Here is a 23,328-nt window from a genome sequence, read left to right as displayed (position 1 = left end):
CCGGCACACGCACCGCCGCGGTGACCCGGGGGCGGCACCGGGCGGCCCGTTAAGCGGACCACCCGGCCCGCCATAAGACCGCCCGGCGATCATCGTTCGCATCCGCATCCGGCCTCCGCTACCGCGCGGCAATACCGAAACCACCCTCGTGCACGCGGTTCCGGGTTGGCGTCATCCAATTCGGGTCGGTAGCTTGATCACTCGGTCCATCAGGGTCATGGACCGTAGCTTACGAAGGGCAACACCTTGAAGAAGATCGTCAGCGGCGCCGCCGTGCTGATCGTGACCGTCGTGTCTCTGCTCGTCGGCACGACCTCCGCGGCCACCGCGCAACGCGCACAGAACTACGGAGCCATCGCGCTGTCGCCGTCCACGGGCCGTATCGGCTACTCGGCGGACTACGGCAACACCAACGCCGCCCAGGACGGCGCGATGAGCGAGTGCCGCAACAACGACTGCCGTGTCGTCGCCTGGTTCTCCAACGGCTGTGGCGCGGTCGCGTACTCGAGCCGCGCGCGGCTGTACACCTACGGGGCCAACACCTCCCGCGCCGCCGCCCGCACGCAGGCGCTGAATCGCGGCCGCTCCGATTCCACGATCATTCACTGGAACTGCACCAGCGGTTACTCGCTCTAATTCGATTCCGTTCAGGGGAGAAAATCGTTGAAGCACACCATTTTCCGCGCCACCGCCGCCGTGGCCCTGGCCGCCTCCGCCTTCGGGCTGGTGGCCTGCAGCACCAGTGAGAGCACGACCGACAGCCCCACCACCACCAGCGCGGCGCCCGCCGGCAACTTCGAGGGCAGCACCCAGGAGACCGAGGAGACCGGCGCCGCGCCGTCCACCCCCGAGGTCCCCAACCTGCCCAAGCCGACCGTCGCCGAGTTGAACGACAAGATCACCAAGGCGTTCGACCCGTCCATCGACGCCAAGACCAAGGTCTCCTGGATCGAGGACGCCGGCCGGGATCCGGAACTGGTCGCCAAGCTGGTCGACGCCGCGAAGAAGAACGACGTCAAGGTCGAGATCACCAACGTGCCCGAGCCGGTCGACGGCAAGGTCGTCGCCGAGGCGAAGGTGACCATCGGCGGTGCGCCGGTCGACAACGCCACGGTGTCCTTCGTCGCCGAGGACAACGAGTGGAAGGTCGACCACAAGTTCGCGTGCAGCGTCGTGCAGGCCGCGAAGCTGAACTCCGCCGCCTGCCAGGACGAGTGAGAGTTCGCTGACCGCCGCGCCCCGGCCACCGGGGCGCGGCTACCGCTCCGGCCGACGGCCCGCGCACGCTGATCGCTCCCGGCGACGGCGTCGGCGCGGGCCGTTCGCGTCACCCGGGTGGAAGGAGCCGGCCGTGACCGAATCCGGCGCGGCCTTCGTCCCGGCCGATCCCAACTACCCGGCTTCGGGCCGGGCCGCGCGGCGGCCCCCGGCATCATCGCGAATCATGTTCAGGCCGCTGGATCGATCGTTTCGGCGGCAGGCAGCCATGCTCGGGCAACATTCGTGAATGCGCATATTTCAATCTAGGTATCCCGGGATGGCGCGATGTTCCGGTCGATACACGACAGTGCCCGGCAGCCGAAGCTGCCGGGCACTGTTGGCTTGTGGCGCTTGCCCTTTCGGGCGCCGAGCTACACGCCGATGACCGTCGGCACGATCATCGGGCGGCGGCGGTACTTCTCCGCGACCCAGCGGCCGACCACGCGGCGCACGCTCTGGGCGATGCGGTGCGTGTCGGTGACGCCCTCGTTCGCCAGGCGGCGCAGTTCCGCCTCGACCAGTTCGTGGGTGTCGGCCAGGGCGTCGGGATCGTCCGAGAAGCCGCGGCCGCTGACGCCCGGCGAGCTGACCGCCTTGCCGGTAGTCGAATCGATGGCGACGGTGATCGAGATGAAACCGCCCTCCCCCAGGACCAGCCGGTCCGAGAGGGTGGATTCGCCGACGTCACCGACCGAGAGGCCGTCGACGTAGACCTGGCCGACCGGGACCCGGCCGGTGATGGAGGCGATGCCGTCGACGAGGTCGACCACGACGCCGTTCTCCGCCAGCACGACTCGTTCCTCGGGCACGCCGGTCGCCACCGCGAGCGCGGCGTTCGCGCGCAGATGCCGCCATTCGCCGTGCACCGGCATGGCGTTGGTCGGCCGCACCGCGTTGTACAGGTACAGCAGCTCACCCGCCGAAGCATGCCCGGAGACATGGACTTTCGCGTTCTGCTGGGTGACGACGGTCGCGCCGACGCGGGCCAGGCCGTTCACGACCGCGAAGACGGCGTTCTCGTTGCCCGGAATGAGCGACGACGCCAGCACGACGAGATCGTCGGCGCGGATGTTGATCTGGCGGTGGTCGCCGCGCGCCATGCGCGAGAGCGCGGACAGCGGTTCGCCCTGCGAGCCGGTCGAGATCAGCACCAGCTTGTGCACCGGCAGGTTCGCGGCCTGATCGATGTCGACGACGAGGCCGTCCGGAATGTCGAGGTAGCCCAGGTCCACCGCGATCTGCATGTTGCGGACCATGGACCGGCCCACGAAGCAGATGCGGCGGTCGTAGCGCTTGGCCACGTCCACGACCTGCTGGATGCGATGCACGTGGGAAGCGAAGGAGGCCACGATGACCCGGCCCTTGGCCTTGCCGATCACGTTGTCCAGCACCGGGCCGATCTCACGCTCGGGGGTGACGAAGCCGGGGACCTCCGCGTTGGTGGAGTCGACCAGGAACAGGTCGACGCCCTCGTCGCCGAGGCGCGAGAAGCCGGCGAGGTCGGTGAGACGGCCGTCCAGCGGCAGCTGATCCAGCTTGATGTCGCCGGTGTGCAGCACCATGCCCGCGGGGGTGCGCACCGCGATGGCGAGCGCGTCCGGGATGGAGTGGTTGACCGCGAAGTACTCGCAGTCGAACGGGCCGTGCTGGGTGCGCTGGCCCTCGATGACCTCGATGAGCTTGGGCTGCAACCGATGTTCGCGGCACTTGGCGGCCACCAGGGCGAGGGTGAACTTCGCGCCGATCACCGGGATGTCGCGCCGCAGGCGCAGCAGGAACGGCACCGCGCCGATGTGATCCTCGTGCCCGTGGGTCAGGATCACCGCCTCGACGTCCTCGATGCGGTTCTCGATGGGACCGAAGTCCGGCAGGATCAGGTCGACGCCGGGCTGCTGATCCTCGGGGAAGAGCACGCCGCAGTCGATGATGAGCAGCTTGCCGCCGAACTCGAAAACGGTCATGTTGCGGCCGATTTCGCCGATGCCGCCGAGTGCGAAGACGCGCAGGCCGCCCTTGGGGGCCTGCGGCGGGGCGGGCATCGAACGCCGCTGCTGCTGCGAGGGCTGCTGATCGTTGCGCTCGCCGCGGCCGGACTGGCGCGAACGGCCGCCGCCACCGGGCTTGCGCGAACGCTCGGACGGGCGCGACTTGGGCGCCGAATCGTCCTGGCGCGACTTGGCGGGCGCGGACTCGGGCTGCTGGGCGGCCCGGTCCTGCGCGGCTCTGGCTCGTTCGGCGGAACCGGTGCGGCCGCGGCCGTTCCGGGTCTCGGCCGCCGGGGCCTGCGCGGGGCTCTCGGCCTGCGGCGCAACGGCTTCCGCGCGCGCGGCGGGCTCGGCTACCGGTTGCTGCTTGGGCTCGGCCGGGGCCGGGGCGGGCGCGCCGGCGGCGCGGGATGCGGTGCGACGCGGGCGGCGTCCTTCGGGGCTGCTCATGCAAGCACCCCGGCGCTGCGCAGCTCGACGGCCAGGCCGTCGAGCTGCTCGGTAGTAGGCATGATCTGTGGCAAACGGGGCTCCCCGGTCTCGATACCAAGCAGGCGCAGCGCCCCCTTGGTCATGGACACGCCGCCCAGCCGCGCCATGGCGCGGTTCAGGGGCAGCATGCTGGCATTGATCTCACGGGCGCGCACGACATCGCCGGCGGTGTAGGCGTCGATGAGGGCCCGCAAACGGTCGGGCACCAAATGACCGATGACACTGATGAATCCGACGGCGCCCACCGACAACCACGGCAGGTTCAGCACGTCGTCACCGGAGTAATAGGACAGCCCGGTCTCGGCGATGAGTTCCGCGCCCGCGTTCAGATCGCCCTTGGCGTCCTTCACCGCGACGATGCGCGGATGCTCGGCCAGGCGGCGAATGGTGTCCGACGCGATCGGCACGACCGACCGGGGCGGAATGTCGTACAGGGTCACCGGCAGGTCGGTGGCGTCGGCGACGGCGGTGAAATGCGCGAGCAACCCTTCCTGGCTGGGACGCGAGTAGTACGGGGTGACGACGAGCAAACCGTGCGCGCCGGCACGCTGGGCGCTGCGCGCCAATTCGATGCTGTGCGCGGTGTCGTAGGTGCCGGCGCCCGCGATGACGGTGGCGCGGTCGCCGACCGCGTCGACGACGGCGCGCAGCAGATCGAACTTCTCGGTTTCGGTGGTGGTGGGCGATTCTCCGGTGGTCCCGGAAATCGCGAGCAAATCGACGCCGCCGTCCACGAGTCGAGCGGCCAGAGCGACACCGGCGTCGACATCGAGCTTGCCTTCGGCGGTAAAGGGGGTCACCATCGCGACACCGACCGTGCCGGACGCGTGCAGCTCAATCCGCGTCGATTCACCGTTCGTCATAGTCCAGAAGGCTACCCGGTCATCGAAACGGCTCTTGCATCGTTATACCTGAACCGTTGCGGCGGTGTCGGCAATTCGTAGCCGAAGGTTCGTGATGACAGCAAAACTCTCCTTGAATGATGTCAGTCATGACATCACACTGGTGTCATGGACCTCGAGAAATACACCGCGCAGCTCCGCGAGAATCTCATCTCCGCCGCCGCGCTCGGCGACGAGAAAACACAGGCCACCGCCGCCGCGCTGGCCGCCGCGACCGAGAACGCCGCCCGGCTGGTACTGCTGGCCGCGCTCTCGGACCTGGCCGCCGAGGTGAGCGAGGCGGTCGGCGACCGCACCGTCCACGTGTCCGTCGTCGGCACGGACGCCCACGTGGATGTGCGCAAAACCACTGGCCCGGAGGACGAACAGCCCCCGACCTTCGAGGAGATGACCGGCGACATCAGCCGGGTCACCCTACGCCTGGTCGAACAGATCAAGTCCAAGGCCGAGGAGGCCGCCGCGCACAACGGCCAGTCGCTCAACTCGTGGCTGTCCTCGGCGGTGCAGGGCGCCCTGCGCGATCAGATGAAGAAGGGCGGGCGCTGGGACGTCTGAGCGACGTCAGTCCATGACGGTGACCTGACCGTCGGTGTCGATCTCGGTGCGGCGGTCGTGGTCCGGGGCGTGCGCCAGGACCGTCGCGAGCACACGGCGACCCAGGGGCAGCACCCGGACGGTTACCGACCCGCTATTGGCCGCGTCCAATTCCTTTGTGGCCGCGTCGATCACCCGTTTGCGCACCCATTCCGGCACGCCCGCGAAGCCGCCGTCGTCCAGCAGCACGACCGTCACGCCGCGGAAGCGGGCGCCGCGGGCCGCGCCGCTGAGCTCGTCGGTGACCAGCTGCGGCGCGCGCAGCCCGTCCCGGAGTTCGGCCTCGAGCAGGCGGCACTCCTCGCGTTCGGCGGCGGTGAGTTCCGCGCCCTCGGCGATGCGCTCGAGTATCGGGCGCGCCACCCGGTCCAGGCGGGCGAGCTGGCGGGAGCGCTCGCCCTCGGCCGCGTCCATGGCGGCCTCGGCCGAGGCCCGCAGCATCGCGTCCTCCCGCAGGATGAGCAGGGATTTCTGCATGGGCCGCATGACCGCGACGAACACCGAGATGGCCGCGACGGTGCCGATGGGCACCACCGTGCCGAGCACCGTGTTCGGGTGCAGGTGCGAGCCGATCCCGGCCACCACGAGGACCGCCGCGGTGGCCGCGACCCCGGCCCAGGCCGTGCGTATGCGCCCGCGCAGCACCAGACCGGTGAAGACGTAGGACGCCACGAACGCCGTCCACACCGAGGGCTGGGCGCGATCCCCGGCGGGAGTCACGATGGTGAGCGCGGTGGCCACGGGTCCGGCCACCGCGGCGAACAGGGCGATCGGGAAGGGCAGCGGGTCGATGGGGGTCACCACCACCAGCGCGCCCGCGCTCATGATGAGCGCCATGCTCACGATCACCGCCCAGAGCGGGGCCTGACCGAAATTGCGCGCCATGTACAGCGCGATGGTGACCTCGAGGATGAGCAGGAAGGTCCAGGCCGCGCTGCCGCGCAGCCCGAGCAGTTCGCGCAGGCTGTATCTGGTGTCCAGGTCGAGGGCGTGATCAGCGGGAGCCATCGCCACCCCAGACCAGCGTCACGACGGTGCCCTCGCCGGGCTGCGATTCCACGAAACCGGAACCGCCGGCGAGCTGGCGCATGCGCCCGAGAATGCTCATCGACACCCCCAGCCGGTCGGCCGAGACCGCCGCGAGGTCGAAACCCGCTCCGTCGTCGGCGAATACGATGCGGATGCTGCCCGCGCTGACCGTGGCGGTCACCGTGCGCCGCACCTCGCGGCCGGGGACCGCGCCGTGCCGCAGGCTGTTGCGGACCGCTTCGGTCAGGGCCGCGGCGATGGTGCTCGCGGCGTGCACCGGCATGCGCAGATCGTCGTAACCGGGCCAGGTGCGGGTGGCGAAGCGGACACTCGGGTTCACCTCGTTCACCGCCGCGCGCACGAACAGCAGCGCCGAGCGAGCGTCGAGCAGATCGGGATCGCGTTCGCGGCCCCGGCATTCGTCGAGTTGTTCGAGGGTGCGCTCGGATTGGCGTTGCAGCACATCGGATTGCGTGCCCGCGCGCGAGGCCTCGAGCAGGGTGGACAGCACGGCGTCGTGAATGAGCGCGGCGAAGCGGGCGCGTTCGCGGTCCCGGCCCTGCGCGGCGGCCGAGGCGGCCGCGCGCCGGGCGGCGATCGCCGACTCGCGGTCCACGCGCGCGGCCGCGCCGGTCGCGGCGGTACCGCACCAGACGAACAGCGAGGCCAGGCCGGCCACCCGGAGGAAGTTCTCGACCGCGGCGAACGGGGTGATGTCGGCGATCGTATAGATGGTGGCCAGGGCCGCCGAGGACGCGGCGACCAGCAGGTAGGCCACCGACCAGCGCGGCCGCCAGGCCAGCACGCCCGCGGTCACCGCGAGCGCGGTCACCCGGTAGGGCCACACGAGAATGCCGTGCACGCTGGACATCTCCCACGCGAAGGGAATGGTCACCAGTGCGCCGAGGTAACTCAGTGCGGCGCACCCGGCGACGAAGCGAATCGCGCGCGAGCTGCCCACCGCGGACACCACGGCCAGCGCCGGATACCAGCCGAAGGCCAGCACCACCGCCGACACCGTCCACCAGATCGGAACCAGGCGGCCCTGTTCGGCGATCTCGGGCAGTTCGACCAGGCCCACGATCACCCCGGCGATGCCGCACGAGATGCCGAGTCTGCGCAGGATACGGTCGTACGCGGCGGTGGCCGGATCCTCCTGCGGGGTCGCCGTCAGCTCACCGCGTACCCGCCGCACGAGCGCGGTGAGACCGGCGGCGGGGTACTGCGCGGGCGGCGCGGATTCCAGCGTGCCCGTTGCGGTCATGCGCGCCGCTCGGGGACGGGCAGCCAGCCGTCTTCCACCGCGCGCTTGTACAGGTCGGTCTTGGTCGGGGCGGGGCGGCCGGCGTCGGCGTACTTCTGGCGGATGCGGCCGAGGTAGTCGTTGACGGTCTGTTCGGACAGGCCGGTCATCCGGGCCACCCGCGAGGCCTTCTCCCCCGAGGCGTACAGCTGCAGGACCTGCTGCTGGCGCGGGCTCAGGCCGACGTTGGACAGCTGCGGGTCGCCGTCGATGGCGGCGGCCCAGTCGGTGGTCACCACCTGTTCGCCCTGGGCGGCCAGGCGCACGGCCGCGACCACGGTCGGCACGTCCTCGGATTTGCGCACCACGCCGAGCACACCCGCGCGGGCGGCCTCGCGCACCATGAAGGGGTTGTCGGCGCCGGTGAAGATGAGGACCTCGGTCCCCCATTCGCGCAGCGCGCGCACGTTCGCCTCGGGTGAGGAGCCGTCGGCCAGCCGCAGATCCAGCACCACCAGATCCAATCGCGGTCGCGCCGCGAGCAATTCCGCGACCGTGCCCGCGGTGATCACCAATTCCAGATCGGGCTGCGGGGCCAGCATGGCCGCCAGGCCGATCGCCACCGACTCATGATCTTCGACCAGCCCGATGCGGCGTACTCCCGAATCCTTCGCCTCCATGGCGGCCGTCACCTCTTCCCACACACCCGAATAACGTCGTACCGAGTATGACCGTACGGGTGCGCGGTGCGTCAGCCACCAGAAATCGGGGGAACGGCGCGCACGCCCGCGGGGCCCGGCCGCCCGGCCCGTTCTCCCACGCTGACCGGGGCGTGTTCGGCTTGTAGGGTTTCCGGCGGAGTCGTACGGACTCTCGGACGAGGTTGATGAAGGGACGGGCGAGGATGTCGGACGCATCGAACGAGGTGCTGCTGGACGACTTCGAGGACACCGGCAAGTGGGAACTCGCGGGGGCCGGGGCGGCGCAGACGCACGTGACCACGTTCGCCGAGGGCGCGCCGGTGAAGGAACTCGGCGTGTACGCCTCGGGCGAGCGGGGCGAGGACCATCGGGCGCTGGCGCTGCTGATCTCCAAGGCCGCGGACGGGCTCGAGGTGGATCTGGTGGCCAAGGCCGGGCAGTCCTTCACCATCGCCGGGACGCTGTCCGAACTGAACCTGTACGTGCGGTCGCCGCACGCCGCGATCTGGGTGTACGCCCGGCTCGGCGGGGCGGGTCAGGAACCGCGCGAAGAGCTGCTGGGCCGCACCAATACGAGCCCGGAGTGGCAGCGGGCGGGGATAAAGCTGCATCCGCCGATCAAGGACGCGGAATTGCTCGGCCTGCGGATCCGGCTCGTGGAGGTCGTGAAAACGGCGGGTGAGGTCATGATCCTGCTCGACGATCTGACCGTACGCTCGGAGTCATGAGCGAGAGTCATGAGTTGGTGAAAGCACCTTCGGGTGCGCACGGCACCGCGAAGGCGATGTCGGCGATCCTGTTCGGGATGGGGGCGCTGCACTTCGTGGCCCCCAAACCGTTCGACGCGCTGATCCCCCCGGAGTTGCCGGGCAAGCCGCGCACCTACACGCACGGCTCGGGAGTCGCGGAGTTGGCGGTGGCCACCGCGCTCGCCGTGCCGCGCACGCGGCGGCTCGGCGGCGCGCTGGCCGTCCTGCTGTTCCTGGGGGTCTTCCCCGGCAATCTCTATATGGCACGCGAATGGCTGCGCAGCGACAAGCCGGCCGTGCTCAAGGCCGGTGCGCTGCTGCGCCTGCCGCTGCAGATTCCGATGATCCTGGCCGCGCGCAAGGTGTATCGGGGCGCCTGAGCGCCCGTCAGCGCCGGGTGATCGCCTCGAAGACCCCGGGGTCGACCAGGGTCGAGGTGTCACCCAGTTCGCGGCCCTCGGCCACATCGCGCAGCAACCGCCGCATGATCTTGCCCGAGCGAGTCTTGGGCAGCTCCGGGACCACGTGGATCTCCCGGGGCCGGGCGATCGGGGAGATCTCTTTCGAGACTTCGGCTTTGAGCTCGGCGACCAGGTCGTCGCCGGTGTCCTTCGCCTCGGCGGTGAGGATGACGAAGGCGACGATGCCCTGACCCGTGGTGTCGTCCGAAGCGCCGACCACCGCCGCTTCGGCCACACCCGAATGGCCCACCAGAGCCGATTCGACCTCGGCGGTGGAGATGCGGTGGCCCGAGACGTTCATGACGTCGTCGACGCGCCCCAGGACCCACAGGTCGCCGTCGGTGTCGAGTTTCGCGCCGTCACCGGCGAAGTACCAACCCTGCTCGGCGTAACGCTGCCAATAGGTTTCGCGGTACCGGTCGTTGTCGCCCCAGATCCCGCGCAGCATCGACGGCCACGGCTGATCCAGCACCAGGTAGCCGTTGGCCTCGGTCTCCCCCAGCTGCACCACGTTGCCTTCCTCGTCCACCACCGTGGCCGAGATACCGGGCAGTGGAGTCATGGCCGCGCCCGGTTTCGTGGCGGTGACTCCGGGCAGCGGGGAGATCATGATCGCGCCGGTCTCGGTCTGCCACCAGGTGTCCACGACCGGGGTCTTGTTGGCGCCCACCACATCCCGGTACCAGCGCCAGGCTTCGGGGTTGATCGGCTCGCCGACGCTGCCCAGCACGCGCAGGCTCGACAGGTCGTGGGCGTCGGGGATCTCGCGGCCCCATTTCATGAACGTGCGCACCAGGGTCGGGGCGGTGTAATAGATGCTGACACCGTACTTTTCGATGATCTGCCAGTGCCGGTGCTCGTCGGGGAAGTTCGGGGTGCCCTCGTACACGACCTGGGTCGCGCGGTTGGACAGTGGCCCGTACACGATGTACGAGTGCCCGGTCACCCAGCCGATATCGGCGGTGCACCAGTACACGTCGGTGCCGGCCTTGTGGTCGAACACGTTGTGGTGCGTGTACGAGGTCTGGGTCAGGTAGCCGCCGGAGGTGTGCAGGATGCCCTTGGGCTTACCGGTGGTCCCGGAGGTGTACAGGATGAACAGCGGGTGCTCGGCATCGAACGCCCGCACCTCGTGCACCGGCGACGCGGCGGAAACCGTCTCGTCCCACCACAGATCGCGACCCTCGGTCCACGGCGTCTCGATCCCGGTGCGCCGTACCACCAGTACGTGCTCGACCGGCGAGTTCTCCTGCCCGGCAAGCGCTTCGTCGACCGATTCCTTCAGCGGGGCGGCCTTGCCGCGCCGCCACTGCCCGTCGGTGGTCACCACCAGGCGCGCCTGCGCGTCCTCGATCCGGTTCCACAGCGCGCCCGCGGAGAAGCCGGCGAAGACCACCGAGTGCACCAGGCCCAGTCGCGCGCAGGCCAGCATGGTGACGATGGCTTCGGGGACCATGGGCATGTACACCGCCACCCGGTCACCGGCCTGCAGGCCCAGGGCCGTGAATTGATTGGCCGCCCTGGACACTTCGGCCAGCAGTTCGGCGTAGGTGATGGCGCGGGAATCGCCGGGCTCACCCTCCCAGTGGATGGCGACCTGCTCGCCGTGACCGTCCAGCACGTGCCGGTCCACGCAGTTGTAGGCGACGTTCAGCTTGCCGTCCACGAACCATTTCGCGAAGGGCGCGTCGTCCCAGTCCAATACGCGGGTCCACGGCTCGGCCCAGTGCAGGCGGCTCGCCTGTTCGGCCCAGAAGGCCTCCCGGTCCGCCGCCGCCCGATCGAGGAGAGCCTGGTTCGCATTGGCGGAGGCGGCGAACTCGGCGCTGGGCGGATAGGCGGCCCGGTCGTCGTGGTCGCGTTCCATCATGCTGGTCATTGCTGGGATCTCCATTCGAAAAGGGCGGCGGGGCGGGGTGTTTCAGTGCGAGACGGCCTTCTCGGCGCCGACGCCGGTGAGGGCGCGCACCTCCATCTCGGCGGCCTTGTCCGGGTCCTCGGGGGTCCGGCTCAGCAGCGTGCCGGCGATACCGAGCACGAAGGCCAGGGGAATCGACACGATGCCCGGGTTCGACAGCGGGAAGAAGTCGAAGTCGCGGCTCGGGATCATGGCGGTCTTGGAACCCGAGACCGCCGGGGAGAACACGATCAGCACGATGGTGGAAATCAGGCCGCCGTACATGCTCCAGAGCGCGCCGGAGGTGTTGAAGCGCTTCCAGAACAGCGAGTACAGGATGGTCGGCAGGTTCGCCGAGGCCGCCACCGCGAAGGCCAGCGCCACCAGGAAGGCGATGTTCTGGCCGTTGGCCAGGATGCCCAGGCCGATGGCGAGCAGGCCGATGACCACCGCGGTGATACGTGAGACCCGCACCTGTTCGGACTCGCCGACCTTGCCGCGCTTGATGACTCCGGCGTAGATGTCGTGCGCGAAGGAGGCCGACGCGGTGATGGTCAGGCCCGCGACCACCGCGAGAATGGTCGCGAAGGCGACCGCGGAGATGATGCCGAGCAGCACCACGCCGCCGAGTTCGAAGGCCAGCAGCGGGGCCGCGGAGTTCTGACCGCCGGCCGCGGCCAGGATCTTGTCCGGGCCGACGATGGCGGCCGCGCCGTAGCCCAGCACCAGGGTGAACACGTAGAACGCGCCGATCAGGCCGATGGCCCACACCACCGAGCGGCGGGCTTCCTTGGCGGTCGGGACGGTGTAGAAGCGCATGAGCACGTGCGGCAGGCCGGCCGTGCCGAGCACCAGGGCCAGGCCCAGGGAGACGAAGTTCAGCTTGGACATCTCGCTGCCGCCGTACTGCGCGCCGGGGGCGAGCACGTCGCGGGCGGCGACCGCCTTGTTGGTCGACTCGGAGACGTGCTGCTGTGCGGAGCCGAGGATTTCGGACAGGTTGAAGCCGAACTTGGCCAGCACCATGAAGGTCATGACGGCCGCGCCGGTGATCAGCAGCACCGCCTTGATGATCTGCACCCAGGTGGTGCCCTTCATACCGCCGATGAGCACGTACAGGATCATGAGCACGCCGACGACCGCGATGACCACCGATTGCCCGGCGCGCGAATCGATATCGAGCAGCAGTGCCACCAGACCGCCGGCGCCCGCCATCTGCGCGAGCAGGTAGAACAGCGAGACGGTGAGCGTGGACAGGGCGGCCGCGGTGCGGACCGGGCCCTGCCGGAGCCGGAAGCTCAGCACGTCGGCCATGGTGAATTTGCCGGTGTTCCTGAGCATTTCGGCGACCAGCAGCAGGGCGACGAGCCAGGCGACCAGGAAGCCGATGGAGTAGAGGAAGCCGTCGTAGCCGTAGACCGCGATGGCCCCGGCGATGCCGAGGAAGGACGCCGCCGAGAGGTAGTCGCCAGCGATGGCGATGCCGTTCTGCGGGCCGGAGAAGCCGCCGCCGGCGGTGAAGAAGTCCGCGGCGGTGGAGTTGTTGCGGCTGGCTCGGATCACCACGACCATGGTGACCGCGACGAAGACCGCGAAAATGGAGATGTTGGCGATCGGGCTGCCGACCGTTTCTCCGCTGGCCAGGAGGTTCATTCCGCGGTCCCTTCCAGCTCGGCGCGCAGGGCGGCGGCCCGGGGGTCGAGTTCGCGATCGGCGAAGCGCACGTAGAGCGCGGTGATCACGAAGGTGGAGACGAACTGGCCCAGCCCGAGCAGCAGTCCGACGTTGATGTTGCCGACCACCTCGGTGGCCATGAAGTCGTGGGCGTACGCGCCGAGCAGCACATACACCACGTACCAGGCCAGAAACAGGCCGGTCATGGGGAACACGAAGCGGCGCAACCTGTTTCGTAACTCCTGGAACTGCGGACTGGCTTGGGCGGCGACGAAGTCCGCTGCGGTCGGGGTGCGCGGGGGCTCACCCTTCCCGAGTTCGATACTGCTCATCGGAGTTCCTAGCGTGTGATGTGGCTTACTCCCGGTGACGGTATCGAGGACGGGGTGCGCGAAACATGGTGTGGCCTGGCTCACTCGGTGAAGGTGCCGGGCTGTGCGGTGAACGGTCGGGTTCGCGCGACGAACGGTTCGCCGATGATCACCCGGTCGAGCGGGTGATCGGGGCTCAGGCCGAGCGCAGGCCGCGCTCGCGATCCGCGCCCATGCCGAGCGGTTCGGGGGCGTGCATGCGGATGAAGACGCGGCCGATCGTGCGGGCGGATTGGCGGCGGGTGAGCAGGCTGACCCCGATCATGGCGGCCGTGGCCAGCGGAACGCTCACCGCGGCCGGATAACTCAGCACGGCCGCGAGCCAGCCGCCTGCGAGATCTTCCGGGACGCCGCCCAGGACCGAGACCACGGTCGCGCCGCCCGCGAGCGCGCCACCGACCAACAGGCCCACCGCGGCGCCCGCGGCGGTGAGCCCGCGCCACCAGATGCCCAGCACCAGGAGCGGACACAGGGTGGAGGCGGCGACCGCGAAGGCCAGGCCGACCGAGCGCGAGAGGTCCAGCGCGGTGACGGCCTGCGAAAGCCCCAGGGGGACAAGGCCCGCAACCACCGCGGCCAGGCGGAAGTCGCGAATGCGGCCCCGCAGCACGTCGGTGCCGAGCACGCCCGCGATGCTGACCAGCAGGCCGGAGGAGGTGGACAGGAACGCGGCGATGGCTCCGGCCGCGACCAGCGCGCCCAGCAGTTGACCGGGCAGGCCGGAGAGCACCGAGCCGGGCAGCAGCAGCACCGCGGCGTCCGAGGCGCCGGTGATCAGCAGCTGCGGCACGTACAGGCGGGCGCAGACGCCGAGTATCACGGGGAAGAGGTAGAAGAACCCGACCAGGCCGATGACAGCGGAAGCCGTTGTGCGCGCGGCCCGTCCGTCGGGATTGGTGTAGAAGCGCACCAGGACGTGCGGCAGGCCCATGGTGCCCAGGAACGTCGCGATGATCAGGGAGTAGACCTGGTAGAGCGGGTGCGGGCCGCCGAGTCCGCTGCCGGGGGCGAGCCAGTCCGCACCGGTGTCGGGTGCGCCGACGACCACCGGGACGCGGGCGCCCGCGTCCAGGATCAGGGTGCTGCCGGCGCCGAGTTCGTGTTCGCCCGGCAGCAGGCGCACGGTGCGCTCTGTCGGGGCGTCGTCCAGGGTGCCGCTGACCCACATGCTCTGCGGCTCGTCCAGGCGCACCACGACGTCGGTGGTGATGTCGACGCTGGTGCGCTGGGCCACGGTCGGCGGTGCGGGCGAACCGATGTCGCGATCCGCACCGAGGAAATGCGCGAGCAGCACCAGCGCGGGAATCGCGATGGCGGTCAGTTTGAGCCAGTACTGGAACGCCTGCACGAAGGTGATCGAGCGCATGCCGCCGCCCGCCACCGTGCCGATGACGATGGCGCCCACCGCGACCGCGCCCACCCAGCCGGGCACACCCAGCAGAATGCGCAATGTCAGTCCCGCGCCCTGGAATTGCGGGATCAGGTAGACCGCGCAGATGAGCACCACGACCAGCGCGGCGAGCTTGCGCACCGGGCGCGATCCGAGCCGGAACTCCACGAAGTCCGGCATGGTGTAGGCCCCGGAGCGGCGCAGCGGCGCGGCGACGAACAGCAGCAGGCCCAGGTATCCGGCGGTGAAACCGACCGGGTACCACAGGGCGTCGGCCCCGTATTTGGCGATCAGTCCGGCGACGCCGAGAAATGATGCGGCCGAGAGGTACTCACCGGAGATGGCGGCGGCGTTCCAGCGCGGCCCCACCGAGCGCGAGGCGACCAGGAAGTCCGAGGTGGTGCGGGCCAGGCGCACGCCGTAGACGCCGATGGCGATGCTGGTGATCGCGGCGAGCAGCAGCGCCGCGACGGTCAGCCCCGATACCGGCTGCGAGTTCACCTCAGTCCCCGGTCAATTCGCCGAAGTCCTGCTCGTTGCGGTCCGAGAGCCGCACGAACACCCGGCCCGCCGCGTACAGCAGCGGATACACCGCGACCCCCAGCAGCAGCCACGGCACCCGCACCCCGAACACCGTCGCCGCCCCGAGCGGCCCCAGCGTGAACAGCAGCGGCAGTGCCCCCAGCACCCCCACGACCACCAGCGCGACCCGCACCGCCAACCCGAACTGCGCCCGGATCAGCCCGCCGATCATGGCCGCCCCGATCTCGGTCTGCTCGGCGACCTCGACCCGCGTCCGCACGAGCCGCGCGCCCCGCCGCTGCGCCAGCACGACGCGCTCGCGCGGGCGCTGTTCGCCGGTCATCGCCGGGCTCCGGGCGCACACCGCGGGGCCCGGTCGACCCGCCGTCGTGGCCGCACGCCTGCGCCGAGCCTCGTATCGGACCGCCGATCGAGCTCGGCATGGGAGAGCAGCGGGGCTTGCTCGACAGCGGCTTCCACTGCGCCGCAGCCCATTCCACCTGAGCGGAGGGCCGCTCTCGGCATGCGGCGGGACGTCATCGACCGGGCCTGGGGTGCAGGAGGCGCTGTTTGAGGTCGCGGACCTGGCGGCGGCTGACGGGGAGTTCCACCGCGCGGGCGGTGCCTTCGGCCTGGAGGCAGACGACGGTGCCGGTGCCTACCGTCCGCAGGCCCGTCACCAGGCGCAGGGCTATCAGGTAGGAGCGGTGGATGCGGACGAAACCCGCCTCCTGCCAGCGGGATTCGAGTTCGGAGAGCGGAATCCGGACCAGGTGGGAGCCGGTGGTGGTGTGCAGGCGGGAGTAGTCGCCGTCGGCCTCCACCCAGCTGACGCTGGCGCGCGGGACCAGGGTGGTCGCGCCGCCGAGTTCGACGGGGATGACCTCGTGCGGATCGGCCCGGTTTTCGGCGGGGGCGGGCAGGGCGCGGGCGGCCTGGATGCGGCGGACGGCTTCGGCGAGGCGGGCTTCGCGCAGGGGTTTGAGCAGGTAGTCAACCGCGCCCAGGTCGAAGGCGGCCACGGCGCGGTCCTCGTGCGCGGTCACGAAGACCACGGCGGGCGGGCGCGCGAACTCGGTGAGTATGCCGGCCAGTTCCAGGCCGTCGAGGCCGGGCATGTTGATGTCGAGGAAGACGGCGTCGATCTGGTGGGCGCGCAAGAGGCGCAGGGCGCCGGTGGCGTTGCCGGCGGCGTGGATCTCGCCGATGCCGGGCTGGGCGCGCAGCAGGTAGACCAACTCGTCCAGGGCCGGGGATTCGTCGTCGACGGCCAGCACGCGCAGTGCGGCGTCCGAGTTTTCGCTGGTCCTGGTCACAGTCGGTCCATAGTAACGGCAGCGAACGGTTCGGCCCGGATGATACGGACGATTCAGGCGCTGATGCCCGCGCGGAACTTGGGCACCCGCATGCTGACCTTGGTGCCCGAGCCGGGCGCGGTCTCCACCACGAGGCCGTAGTCGTTGCCGAAGGCCGCGCGCAGCCGGTCGTCCACGTTGGCCAGGCCGACGTGCGCGGATTCGGCGGTGCCCGAGCCGGTCTCGATGGCGTCCAGCGCGCCCGAGCGCAGCAGTTCGGGGTCCATGCCGACGCCGTCGTCCTCGACGCTGATGACGCAGTCCGCGCCGGCGTCCTCGGCCAGAATGCTCAGCGTGCCGCCACCGGGTTTGCTCGCCAGGCCGTGCCGCACGGCGTTCTCCACCAGGGGTTGCAGGGCCAGGAACGGCAGGACCACGGTCAGCACCTCGGGCGCGATCTGCAATCGCACGCGCAGGGCGTCGCCGAAGCGGGCGCGCTCGAGCGCCAGGTACCGGTCGATATTGCCCAATTCGTCGGCGAGGGAGGTGAATTCGCCCGCGGTGCGGAAGGAGTACCTGGTGAAGTCCGCGAAATCGAGAATGAGTTCGCGGGCTCGGCTCGGGTCGGTGCGCACGAACGAGGCGATGGTGTTGAGCGCGTTGTAGATGAAGTGCGGGCTGATCTGGGCCCGCAGCGCCCGCACCTCGGCGCGATCCAACCGCGCGCGCGAGGCGTCGAGTTCGGCCAATTCGATCTGCCCGCAGGCGTATCGGGCCACCTCGGCGACCGCACCCAGCAACCCCGGACCGGGTTGCTCACGGGTCACCGCGCCGAGCGCGCCGACCATGCCGCTGTGCTCGCTCACCAGCGGCTGGGCGATGAGGGTGTACCCGTCGTCCCCGGCGATCAACACCGGCCGCTCCCCCGCGATGGCGCGCCGCGCGGCGTCCCCGAACACCTCCGAGAGCCCGAAATGCGTTCCGTCCCAAGCCAGTAACTCCCCGCCGGGCCCGGCGATACCGAGCGCCTCGGCCCCGGTGAGCGCCCGCAGATGCGGTGCGGCGGCCTCGGCCGATTCCTCGGTGAGCCCGCGCCGCAACGGTTTAGCCGCCAGCGCGGCGGTGTGCAGCGCCGCGTGCACCGCACGCTCGGCGGGTGTGGTGACCGACCGCCGGGTGCGCGGCCACGCCAGCAGCGCCCCGGCGATGAGCGCCCCCGCCACCAAGATGGCCGCCGCGGTGGCGATCACGGCATGAGCTGGGCGGCGAGCGTCGCCCCGAGTTCCCAGCAGCGCTCCAGGTCCGCCTTGCCGGGCGGCCCGGACAGGATCACCGGCGCGGCCCCCGGCTCCCAGCCGAGCCCGGTCGCGGCGGCGAGCACACTGCGCTCGGCGCCCTCGGTCCCCTGATTGCCGTGGATGTACAGCCCGTACGGTCGGCCGCCGGTCGAGTCCAGGCAGGGGTAGTAGAAGGTGTCGAACGCGTGCTTGAGCGCGCCGGACATGTAGCCGAGATTGGCGGGGGTGCCGAGTAGATAGCCGTCGGCGGCCAGGACATCGCTCGCGGTCACGGACAGGGCCGCCCGGCGCACCACCTCCACGCCTTCGATCTCGGGATCGGTGGCGCCGGCCACCACCGCCTCGAACATCTCCTGCATGTGCGGGGATGGCGTGTGATGGATCAACAGCAGCGTGGGCACGGGAACGAGCCTAGCGCCGACCGCCGATGGCACGTCCGATCTGGGGCGCCGGGTTGTCGCGGGGACGCCGAGCGGGCGGCTTGGCGTCGAAGCGGCCGGTCAAACGACGAATCGGTGGGCCGGATTCTCCGGTCCCACCGACTCATCGGGTTATCTCAGTTCGCGGTGGTCTGGCGCTTGGGGAGCTTCCAGCCCGGGCGCGGGAAGTGGCACGTGTACCCCTCGGGGTAGCGCTCGAGGTAGTCCTGGTGCTCGGGCTCGGCCTCCCAGAAGGTGCTCGCGGGGGTCACCTCGGTCACCACCTTGCCGGGCCACAGGCCCGAATCCTCGACATCCACGATGGTCTCGAGGGCTACGCGCTTCTGATCCTCGTCGAGGTAGAAGATGGCGGAGCGATAGCTCGAGCCGATGTCGTTGCCCTGGCGGTCCTTCGTGGTCGGATCGTGGATCTGGAACAGGAACTCCAGCAGCGCCCGGTAGTCGGTGACCGCGGGGTCGTAGACGATCTCCACGGCCTCGGCGTGGCCCGGATGGTTGCGGTAGGTCGGGCGGTCATTGCTGCCGCCGGTGTACCCCACTCGCGTCTCGAGCACCCCGGGCTGCTTGCGGATCAGATCCTGCATGCCCCAGAAACAGCCGCCGGCCAGAATCGCCTTGCGCGTGTCGCTCACGCCGCCTCCTTCATGAAGAGTGTTTTCTCGGCTTCGGTAGAACCCGTCGCCTCGCCCGAAAAGTCCCGGGCGCGGCGACCGCGATCGTGATCAGCGTCGCTGATGGCGGCGCAGGACGGTCGACGCCACCGCCGAGCCTACCGACATCACCGCGACCGCGCCGAAGGCCAGGTGATAGCCCGAAACCAGGGTCCAGTGCGATGCCGTTGCGCGGGACAGGATTACCGCGATCACGGCCACCCCGACCGCGCCGCCCACGCGCTGCAGGATATTGACGAAGGCCGCGGCGTCGGGCAGCTGATCCGGCCGCACGGCCGCGTAGGCGGCGGCGATGAGCGGGAACCCGGCCAGCGCGGTCGCCACGCCGGCCGCGAACAGCAGCGCCTGCACCAGCACCACATTGGCGTCCGCGGGCAGGAACGCGAACGGCGCCATGGTGGCCGCGACGGCGAGATTGCCGCCGACCGCGATGACCCCGCCGCCGAACCGATCGGCGAGCCGCCCGCCGAGCGGCGCGGTGACCACGCCGCCGAGCCCGAACGCCAGGAGCGAGAGGCCCGTGCGGATCAGTCCGTCGCCCTGCAGAACCTGAAAGTACAGGGGCAGCAACACCATGACCCCGAACATGGACGCGCCCGCGAAGAAGCCGGCGACATTGGCCGCGGCGAACACCCGATCGGCGAACATCCGCACATCGAGCAGCGGGCGGGCACTGCGCGCGGTGCGCACCACGAAAACGGTGAGCGCGGCCAGGCCGAGCGCGATCGGCAGCCACACGGTGAGCACCGAGGACGTGGAGACGGCGAGTTCGGACAGCCCGTAGACCACGGCGGTCACGCCGCCCGCCGCCATGGCCAGGCCGGCGATATCGAGCCGCTGCACCGGCGCGCCCCTGTCCAGCGGCAGATACCGCAGTCCCAGGGCGATCCCGACGAGCCCGAACGGGATGTTGATCAGAAACAGCCATTCCCAGCTCCAATGGGCCAGCATGAGCCCGCCGACGGTCGGCCCGAGCGCGGGCGCGCCGACCACCGCGATACCGACCACGCCCATGACCCGGCCCATGCGCGGGGGACCGGCGGCCTGGCCGAGAATCGTCTGCCCGGCCGGAATCATGATCCCGGCGGCCAGGCCCTGCGCGATGCGCAGCGCGATGAGCCAGCCGGCCGTGGGCGCGACGGCACAGGCCGCCGAGGTGAGCGTGAACCCGGCCAGCGCCAGCACCCACAGCCGCCCGACGCCGACCCGGCGCGCGAGCCAGCCGCACAGGGTGAGCGAAACGCCAAGGGCGAGTAGATAACCGCTGGCCACCCACTGGATCGTGGCCAGATCGGCGCCCAGGTCCGCGCCGATCGTATGCAGGCCGATGTTCACCAGTGAGGTGTCGAGCATGCCCATGACCGCCCCGAACACGACCACGGCGGCGGTGCGCCAGACGTGCGCGGGAATCGGCTCGGTGGCATCGAAAGTGTTGGGGGCGTTGGCATCCGAACGCATACGCGTCATCGGAATCTCCTACGGATAGTGATTGAGTACTTCAACTGCTGACGATAACAATGATTGAGCAACTCAACAATAGATATACTCGGCGGGTGACCGAAGACCGCGACTACCACCCCCGGGGCCTGCTGCGATACCCGACGTACGCGTTCGGCAAGCTGCACAAGGGCGTGCACACCCGGCTCGGCACCGAGCTGCGCGAGCACTGGGTGCTGACCTACCTCGCGGAGTACACCGAGATCACCCAGCAGGACATGGCCGGCGCGCTCGCCATCGACCGCAGCGAGGTGGTCCGGCTGGTCGACACCCTGGAGAAGGCGGGCCTGGTCAGCCGGACCCGCGACTCCCACGACCGGCGCAAATACCGGCTGGCGCTCACCCCCGCCGGCGATCGCAAACGGCACGAGACCGACGCGCGCCTCGCCGAGGCCACCGACGAGCTGCTGTATCGGCTCAGCCCGAGCGAACGCGCGACGCTGCACGAGCTCGCGCTCAAGGCACTGGGATACGACGCCTCCGAGCTGTGAACCGGGCGCCGGACCGCTACCGTGGGCCGATGCCTTCCCGACCGCGGCTGCCCGCGCTGCCGCAGCTCACCCCCGCCGACGACGCCCGCCGCGGATATTCGCAGCCGGAGATCCTGGCCGAACTGCGGCGGCTGATCCGCGAGGGCAACCTGCCGCCGGGGACCGGGCTGCCGCTGGGTGAGCTGGCGCGGGTGTTCGGGGTGAGCGTGATCCCGGTCCGGGAATCGCTGCAGGTGCTCATCGGCGAGGGTCTCGTCGAGCACCGGGCCAATTTCGGATATCAGGTCACCCTGCTGACCGCGGCCGAACTGCGCGAGCTGTACGTGGTGCGGGAAAGCCTCGAGACCGCGGCGCTCGCGGCGGCGGTGCGGCGGGCCACCGCGGCCGACCACGAACTGGCGACCGCGACCCACGCCCGGCTCGAACAGGCCGCCCTGGCGCAGGACGCCGTCGCCTACCACCGCGAGACCCGTAACTTCCACCTCGCTCTGGTGCGCGCGTCCGGCATGCCGCGGGTGCTGCACATGCTCGAATACGCCTGGAACATCACCGAACCCGTGCAGCCGATGGTGCACGCCAGCGCGGGCGACCGGGTGGTCCTGCACGCCGATCACAGCCGCCAGCTCGCGGCATTCCTGGCCCGGGACGCGGATGCGCTGCTGGCCGCCACCGCCGCGCACCACACCCGCCTGCACGGGGTGCTGTCGCGACTGCCCACCGACACCGGATTGTTCGCCGATTCGCAGACGCCGAAAGATATATAGTTTTCGCAACGCCGGGGCAATACCCGCTCGATACCGTTTCGCACACGACGTTCCGAATGCCGGGACTTTTCGAGATCGGATGTGCGACATGACCGATACCGTTGCGCCGGAATCACCGCCGCCGCCCGCGGCGACCATCGATCCGGCTTACCATCCCAGGCTCGTCAACGACGACCTCGCGCCGCTGAAAAAGCAGACGTGGGGCACCTACAATATCTTCGCCTTCTGGATGTCGGATGTGCACTCGGTCGGCGGCTACGTCACCGCGGGCAGCCTGTTCGCACTCGGACTGCACAGCTGGCAGGTGCTCATCGCGCTGGTCGTGGGCATCACGATCGTGTACGGGCTCTGCAACCTGGTGGCCAAACCCAGCCAGGTGACGGGCGTGCCGTATCCGGTCATGTGCCGCAGCTCGTTCGGCGTGATAGGCGCGAATATCCCGGCCATTATTCGCGGCTTGATCGCGGTGGCCTGGTACGGAATTCAAACATTCCTCGCCTCGGCCGCGCTGAATGTGGCATTGATCAAACTCTTTCCGGATCTGGCGCCCTACGCGGTGGTCGACGACTACGGATTCCTGGGGCTCTCGGCACTCGGCTGGGTGAGCTATCTCATTCTGTGGGTATTACAGGCGGCGGTGTTCTGGCGCGGCATGGAATCGATTCGCAGGTTCATCGACTTCTGCGGGCCGGCGGTCTACGTGGTCATGTTCATCCTGTGCGGATACCTCATCTACAAGGCCGGGTGGAGCGGGATCGACCTGAACATGGGCCAGACGGCCACCCTGACGGGCTGGTCGGCGGTGCCGGTCATGCTGGGCGCGATCGCGCTGGTCGTGTCGTACTTCTCCGGGCCGATGCTGAACTTCGGTGACTTCTCCCGCTACGGGCGCACCTTCGCGGCGGTCAAGCGCGGCAACCTGCTCGGGCTGCCGGTGAACTTCCTGGTGTTCTCCCTGCTCGTGGTCGTCACCGCGTCGCTGACCATCCCGGTCTACGGCGAGCTCATCACCGATCCGGTGGCGACGGTGGCGCGCATCGACAACACCTTCGCGATCGTGCTGGGCGCGCTGACGTTCACCATCGCCACGATCGGCATCAATATCGTCGCCAACTTCATCTCCCCCGCCTTCGACTTCTCTCACGTGAGCCCGCAGCGCATCAGCTGGCGCATGGGCGGCATGATCGCGGCGATCGGGTCGGTGCTCATCACGCCGTGGAACCTCTACAACAATCCCGACGTCATCCACTACACCCTGGAAACGCTGGGCGCGTTCATCGGACCGCTGTTCGGCGTCCTGATCGCCGACTACTACCTGGTGCGCAAGCAGCGGGTGATCGTGGACGAGTTGTTCACCATGTCCGAGCACGGAACCTACTGGTACCGCGGGGGATACAACCCGGCCGCGATCGCCGCGACGGCCGCGGGCGCGCTCGTCGCGGTCTTCCCGGTCCTGACCTCGGGCTCGATCACCGGCATGTACACCGCGGCGCAGTACAGCTGGTTCATCGGCTGCGGCATCGGCCTGGCCTGCTACTACCTGCTCGCCACCCGCGGCCCACTGCGCCTGACCCCGACCCCTACCGAAAGCCGGTGAGACAC

Annotated in this window: 23 protein-coding genes; 8 read left to right on the top strand and 15 right to left on the bottom strand. The window is 69.7% G+C overall.

Translation table 11 applies throughout. From position 1 onward, the window contains the following. Window positions 1-246: 246 nt before the first annotated feature. Window positions 247-636 (top strand): DUF4189 domain-containing protein, encoded by a 390-nt coding sequence (locus ACWIGI_RS20555; RefSeq protein WP_454204009.1) that lies wholly within the window; start codon window positions 247-249, stop codon window positions 634-636. A 27-nt stretch (window positions 637-663) separates the two neighbouring features. Continuing rightward, complete coding sequence (locus ACWIGI_RS20550; RefSeq protein ID WP_454204008.1) at window positions 664-1,218, top strand: hypothetical protein; 555 nt, start codon at window positions 664-666, stop codon at window positions 1,216-1,218. Window positions 1,219-1,631: 413 nt separating this feature from the next. Here ACWIGI_RS20550 and ACWIGI_RS20545 read toward each other — a convergent pair whose 3' ends face one another. Together ACWIGI_RS20545 and dapA are read right to left on the bottom strand one after the other, a co-directional pair. Further along, window positions 1,632-3,695 carry a ribonuclease J gene (locus ACWIGI_RS20545; protein WP_454204007.1) on the bottom strand — a complete coding sequence of 688 codons (2,064 nt, stop codon included), beginning with the start codon at window positions 3,693-3,695 and terminating at the stop codon, window positions 1,632-1,634. Further along, a complete protein-coding gene (dapA, locus tag ACWIGI_RS20540) occupies window positions 3,692-4,600 on the bottom strand; it encodes a 4-hydroxy-tetrahydrodipicolinate synthase (protein ID WP_454204006.1) in 909 nt (302 codons plus the stop codon). The genes ACWIGI_RS20545 and dapA overlap by 4 nt, the downstream gene beginning before the upstream one ends. Before the next feature lie 147 nt (window positions 4,601-4,747). On the opposite strand from dapA, the gene ACWIGI_RS20535 reads away from it, so the two are divergent. Next, on the top strand, window positions 4,748-5,194 hold the full coding sequence (locus tag ACWIGI_RS20535; RefSeq protein ID WP_454204005.1) for a hypothetical protein: 447 nt from the start codon (window positions 4,748-4,750) through the stop codon (window positions 5,192-5,194). A 6-nt stretch (window positions 5,195-5,200) separates the two neighbouring features. Here the strand turns inward: ACWIGI_RS20535 and ACWIGI_RS20530 are convergent, their stop codons facing one another. From ACWIGI_RS20530 to ACWIGI_RS20520, 3 genes are read right to left on the bottom strand one after another with little or no spacing between them, the layout of a single operon-like run. Continuing rightward, window positions 5,201-6,241: a hypothetical protein gene (locus ACWIGI_RS20530; protein ID WP_454204004.1), complete on the bottom strand. Its 1,041-nt coding sequence runs from the start codon at window positions 6,239-6,241 to the stop codon at window positions 5,201-5,203. Then, window positions 6,228-7,526, bottom strand: coding sequence for a sensor histidine kinase (locus ACWIGI_RS20525; protein WP_454204003.1), 1,299 nt, complete (start codon window positions 7,524-7,526; stop codon window positions 6,228-6,230). Before ACWIGI_RS20525 ends, ACWIGI_RS20530 begins: the two co-directional genes overlap by 14 nt. Beyond that, window positions 7,523-8,185, bottom strand: coding sequence for a LuxR C-terminal-related transcriptional regulator (locus ACWIGI_RS20520; RefSeq protein ID WP_454204002.1), 663 nt, complete (start codon window positions 8,183-8,185; stop codon window positions 7,523-7,525). The genes ACWIGI_RS20525 and ACWIGI_RS20520 overlap by 4 nt, the downstream gene beginning before the upstream one ends. A gap of 224 nt (window positions 8,186-8,409) precedes the next feature. On the opposite strand from ACWIGI_RS20520, the gene ACWIGI_RS20515 reads away from it, so the two are divergent. Together ACWIGI_RS20515 and ACWIGI_RS20510 are read left to right on the top strand one after the other, a co-directional pair. Next, window positions 8,410-8,934: a hypothetical protein gene (locus ACWIGI_RS20515; RefSeq protein ID WP_454204001.1), complete on the top strand. Its 525-nt coding sequence runs from the start codon at window positions 8,410-8,412 to the stop codon at window positions 8,932-8,934. Further along, complete coding sequence (locus tag ACWIGI_RS20510; RefSeq protein ID WP_454204000.1) at window positions 8,931-9,335, top strand: DoxX family protein; 405 nt, start codon at window positions 8,931-8,933, stop codon at window positions 9,333-9,335. The genes ACWIGI_RS20515 and ACWIGI_RS20510 overlap by 4 nt, the downstream gene beginning before the upstream one ends. Window positions 9,336-9,342: 7 nt before the next feature. Here the strand turns inward: ACWIGI_RS20510 and acs are convergent, their stop codons facing one another. From acs to ACWIGI_RS20460, 10 genes are all read right to left on the bottom strand, one after another. Next, a complete protein-coding gene (gene acs, locus ACWIGI_RS20505) occupies window positions 9,343-11,295 on the bottom strand; it encodes an acetate--CoA ligase (protein WP_454203999.1) in 1,953 nt (650 codons plus the stop codon). Between the two features lie 42 nt (window positions 11,296-11,337). Beyond that, window positions 11,338-12,966 carry a solute symporter family protein gene (locus tag ACWIGI_RS20500; protein ID WP_454203998.1) on the bottom strand — a complete coding sequence of 543 codons (1,629 nt, stop codon included), beginning with the start codon at window positions 12,964-12,966 and terminating at the stop codon, window positions 11,338-11,340. Beyond that, complete coding sequence (locus ACWIGI_RS20495) at window positions 12,963-13,319, bottom strand: DUF485 domain-containing protein (RefSeq protein ID WP_454203997.1); 357 nt, start codon at window positions 13,317-13,319, stop codon at window positions 12,963-12,965. Before ACWIGI_RS20495 ends, ACWIGI_RS20500 begins: the two co-directional genes overlap by 4 nt. A 175-nt stretch (window positions 13,320-13,494) precedes the next feature. Continuing rightward, a complete protein-coding gene (locus ACWIGI_RS20490) occupies window positions 13,495-15,249 on the bottom strand; it encodes a sodium/solute symporter (protein ID WP_454203996.1) in 1,755 nt (584 codons plus the stop codon). Window position 15,250: 1 nt separating this feature from the next. Continuing rightward, the gene (locus ACWIGI_RS20485; RefSeq protein ID WP_454203995.1) at window positions 15,251-15,613 is read right to left on the bottom strand and encodes a hypothetical protein; all 363 of its coding nucleotides are present in this window, start codon (window positions 15,611-15,613) and stop codon (window positions 15,251-15,253) included. 193 nt (window positions 15,614-15,806) lie between these two features. Then, window positions 15,807-16,586: a LytR/AlgR family response regulator transcription factor gene (locus ACWIGI_RS20480; RefSeq protein WP_454203994.1), complete on the bottom strand. Its 780-nt coding sequence runs from the start codon at window positions 16,584-16,586 to the stop codon at window positions 15,807-15,809. Window positions 16,587-16,639: 53 nt separating this feature from the next. Next, complete coding sequence (locus ACWIGI_RS20475; RefSeq protein WP_454204162.1) at window positions 16,640-17,812, bottom strand: sensor histidine kinase; 1,173 nt, start codon at window positions 17,810-17,812, stop codon at window positions 16,640-16,642. After that, the gene (locus ACWIGI_RS20470) at window positions 17,812-18,264 is read right to left on the bottom strand and encodes a flavodoxin family protein (RefSeq protein ID WP_454203993.1); all 453 of its coding nucleotides are present in this window, start codon (window positions 18,262-18,264) and stop codon (window positions 17,812-17,814) included. Before ACWIGI_RS20470 ends, ACWIGI_RS20475 begins: the two co-directional genes overlap by 1 nt. Window positions 18,265-18,419: 155 nt before the next feature. Beyond that, on the bottom strand, window positions 18,420-18,935 hold the full coding sequence (gene msrA, locus ACWIGI_RS20465; protein ID WP_454203992.1) for a peptide-methionine (S)-S-oxide reductase MsrA: 516 nt from the start codon (window positions 18,933-18,935) through the stop codon (window positions 18,420-18,422). Window positions 18,936-19,025: 90 nt separating this feature from the next. Beyond that, a complete protein-coding gene (locus ACWIGI_RS20460; protein ID WP_454203991.1) occupies window positions 19,026-20,441 on the bottom strand; it encodes a DHA2 family efflux MFS transporter permease subunit in 1,416 nt (471 codons plus the stop codon). An 86-nt stretch (window positions 20,442-20,527) separates the two neighbouring features. Between ACWIGI_RS20460 and ACWIGI_RS20455 the strand changes: the two genes are divergently transcribed. From ACWIGI_RS20455 to ACWIGI_RS20445, 3 genes are all read left to right on the top strand, one after another. Further along, window positions 20,528-20,962 carry a MarR family winged helix-turn-helix transcriptional regulator gene (locus ACWIGI_RS20455; protein ID WP_454203990.1) on the top strand — a complete coding sequence of 145 codons (435 nt, stop codon included), beginning with the start codon at window positions 20,528-20,530 and terminating at the stop codon, window positions 20,960-20,962. A gap of 29 nt (window positions 20,963-20,991) precedes the next feature. Beyond that, window positions 20,992-21,726: a GntR family transcriptional regulator gene (locus tag ACWIGI_RS20450; protein ID WP_454203989.1), complete on the top strand. Its 735-nt coding sequence runs from the start codon at window positions 20,992-20,994 to the stop codon at window positions 21,724-21,726. An 88-nt stretch (window positions 21,727-21,814) separates the two neighbouring features. After that, entirely contained in the window at window positions 21,815-23,323 is a 1,509-nt protein-coding gene (locus ACWIGI_RS20445) for an NCS1 family nucleobase:cation symporter-1 (RefSeq protein WP_454203988.1), read from the top strand. Window positions 23,324-23,328: the final 5 nt, after the last annotated feature.

It is taken from the genome of Nocardia sp. NPDC055321 (genome assembly GCF_053645575.1).
This window is presented reverse-complemented; position numbering and strand designations above follow the sequence as displayed.

Excerpts from the sequence above, each read along its gene's own strand:
- ACWIGI_RS20485 (WP_454203995.1), bottom strand. The coding sequence starts at position 15,613 with ATGACCGGCGAACAGCGCCCGCGCGAGCGCGTCGTGCTGGCGCAGCGG.
- dapA (WP_454204006.1), bottom strand. The coding sequence starts at position 4,600 with ATGACGAACGGTGAATCGACGCGGATTGAGCTGCACGCGTCCGGCACG.
- ACWIGI_RS20495 (WP_454203997.1), bottom strand. The coding sequence starts at position 13,319 with ATGAGCAGTATCGAACTCGGGAAGGGTGAGCCCCCGCGCACCCCGACC.
- ACWIGI_RS20530 (WP_454204004.1), bottom strand. The coding sequence starts at position 6,241 with ATGGCTCCCGCTGATCACGCCCTCGACCTGGACACCAGATACAGCCTG.
- ACWIGI_RS20445 (WP_454203988.1), top strand. The coding sequence starts at position 21,815 with ATGACCGATACCGTTGCGCCGGAATCACCGCCGCCGCCCGCGGCGACC.
- ACWIGI_RS20520 (WP_454204002.1), bottom strand. The coding sequence starts at position 8,185 with ATGGAGGCGAAGGATTCGGGAGTACGCCGCATCGGGCTGGTCGAAGAT.
- ACWIGI_RS20515 (WP_454204001.1), top strand. The coding sequence starts at position 8,410 with ATGTCGGACGCATCGAACGAGGTGCTGCTGGACGACTTCGAGGACACC.
- ACWIGI_RS20500 (WP_454203998.1), bottom strand. The coding sequence starts at position 12,966 with ATGAACCTCCTGGCCAGCGGAGAAACGGTCGGCAGCCCGATCGCCAAC.
- ACWIGI_RS20450 (WP_454203989.1), top strand. The coding sequence starts at position 20,992 with ATGCCTTCCCGACCGCGGCTGCCCGCGCTGCCGCAGCTCACCCCCGCC.
- ACWIGI_RS20535 (WP_454204005.1), top strand. The coding sequence starts at position 4,748 with ATGGACCTCGAGAAATACACCGCGCAGCTCCGCGAGAATCTCATCTCC.
- ACWIGI_RS20460 (WP_454203991.1), bottom strand. The coding sequence starts at position 20,441 with ATGACGCGTATGCGTTCGGATGCCAACGCCCCCAACACTTTCGATGCC.
- ACWIGI_RS20510 (WP_454204000.1), top strand. The coding sequence starts at position 8,931 with ATGAGCGAGAGTCATGAGTTGGTGAAAGCACCTTCGGGTGCGCACGGC.
- ACWIGI_RS20525 (WP_454204003.1), bottom strand. The coding sequence starts at position 7,526 with ATGACCGCAACGGGCACGCTGGAATCCGCGCCGCCCGCGCAGTACCCC.
- ACWIGI_RS20545 (WP_454204007.1), bottom strand. The coding sequence starts at position 3,695 with ATGAGCAGCCCCGAAGGACGCCGCCCGCGTCGCACCGCATCCCGCGCC.
- acs (WP_454203999.1), bottom strand. The coding sequence starts at position 11,295 with ATGACCAGCATGATGGAACGCGACCACGACGACCGGGCCGCCTATCCG.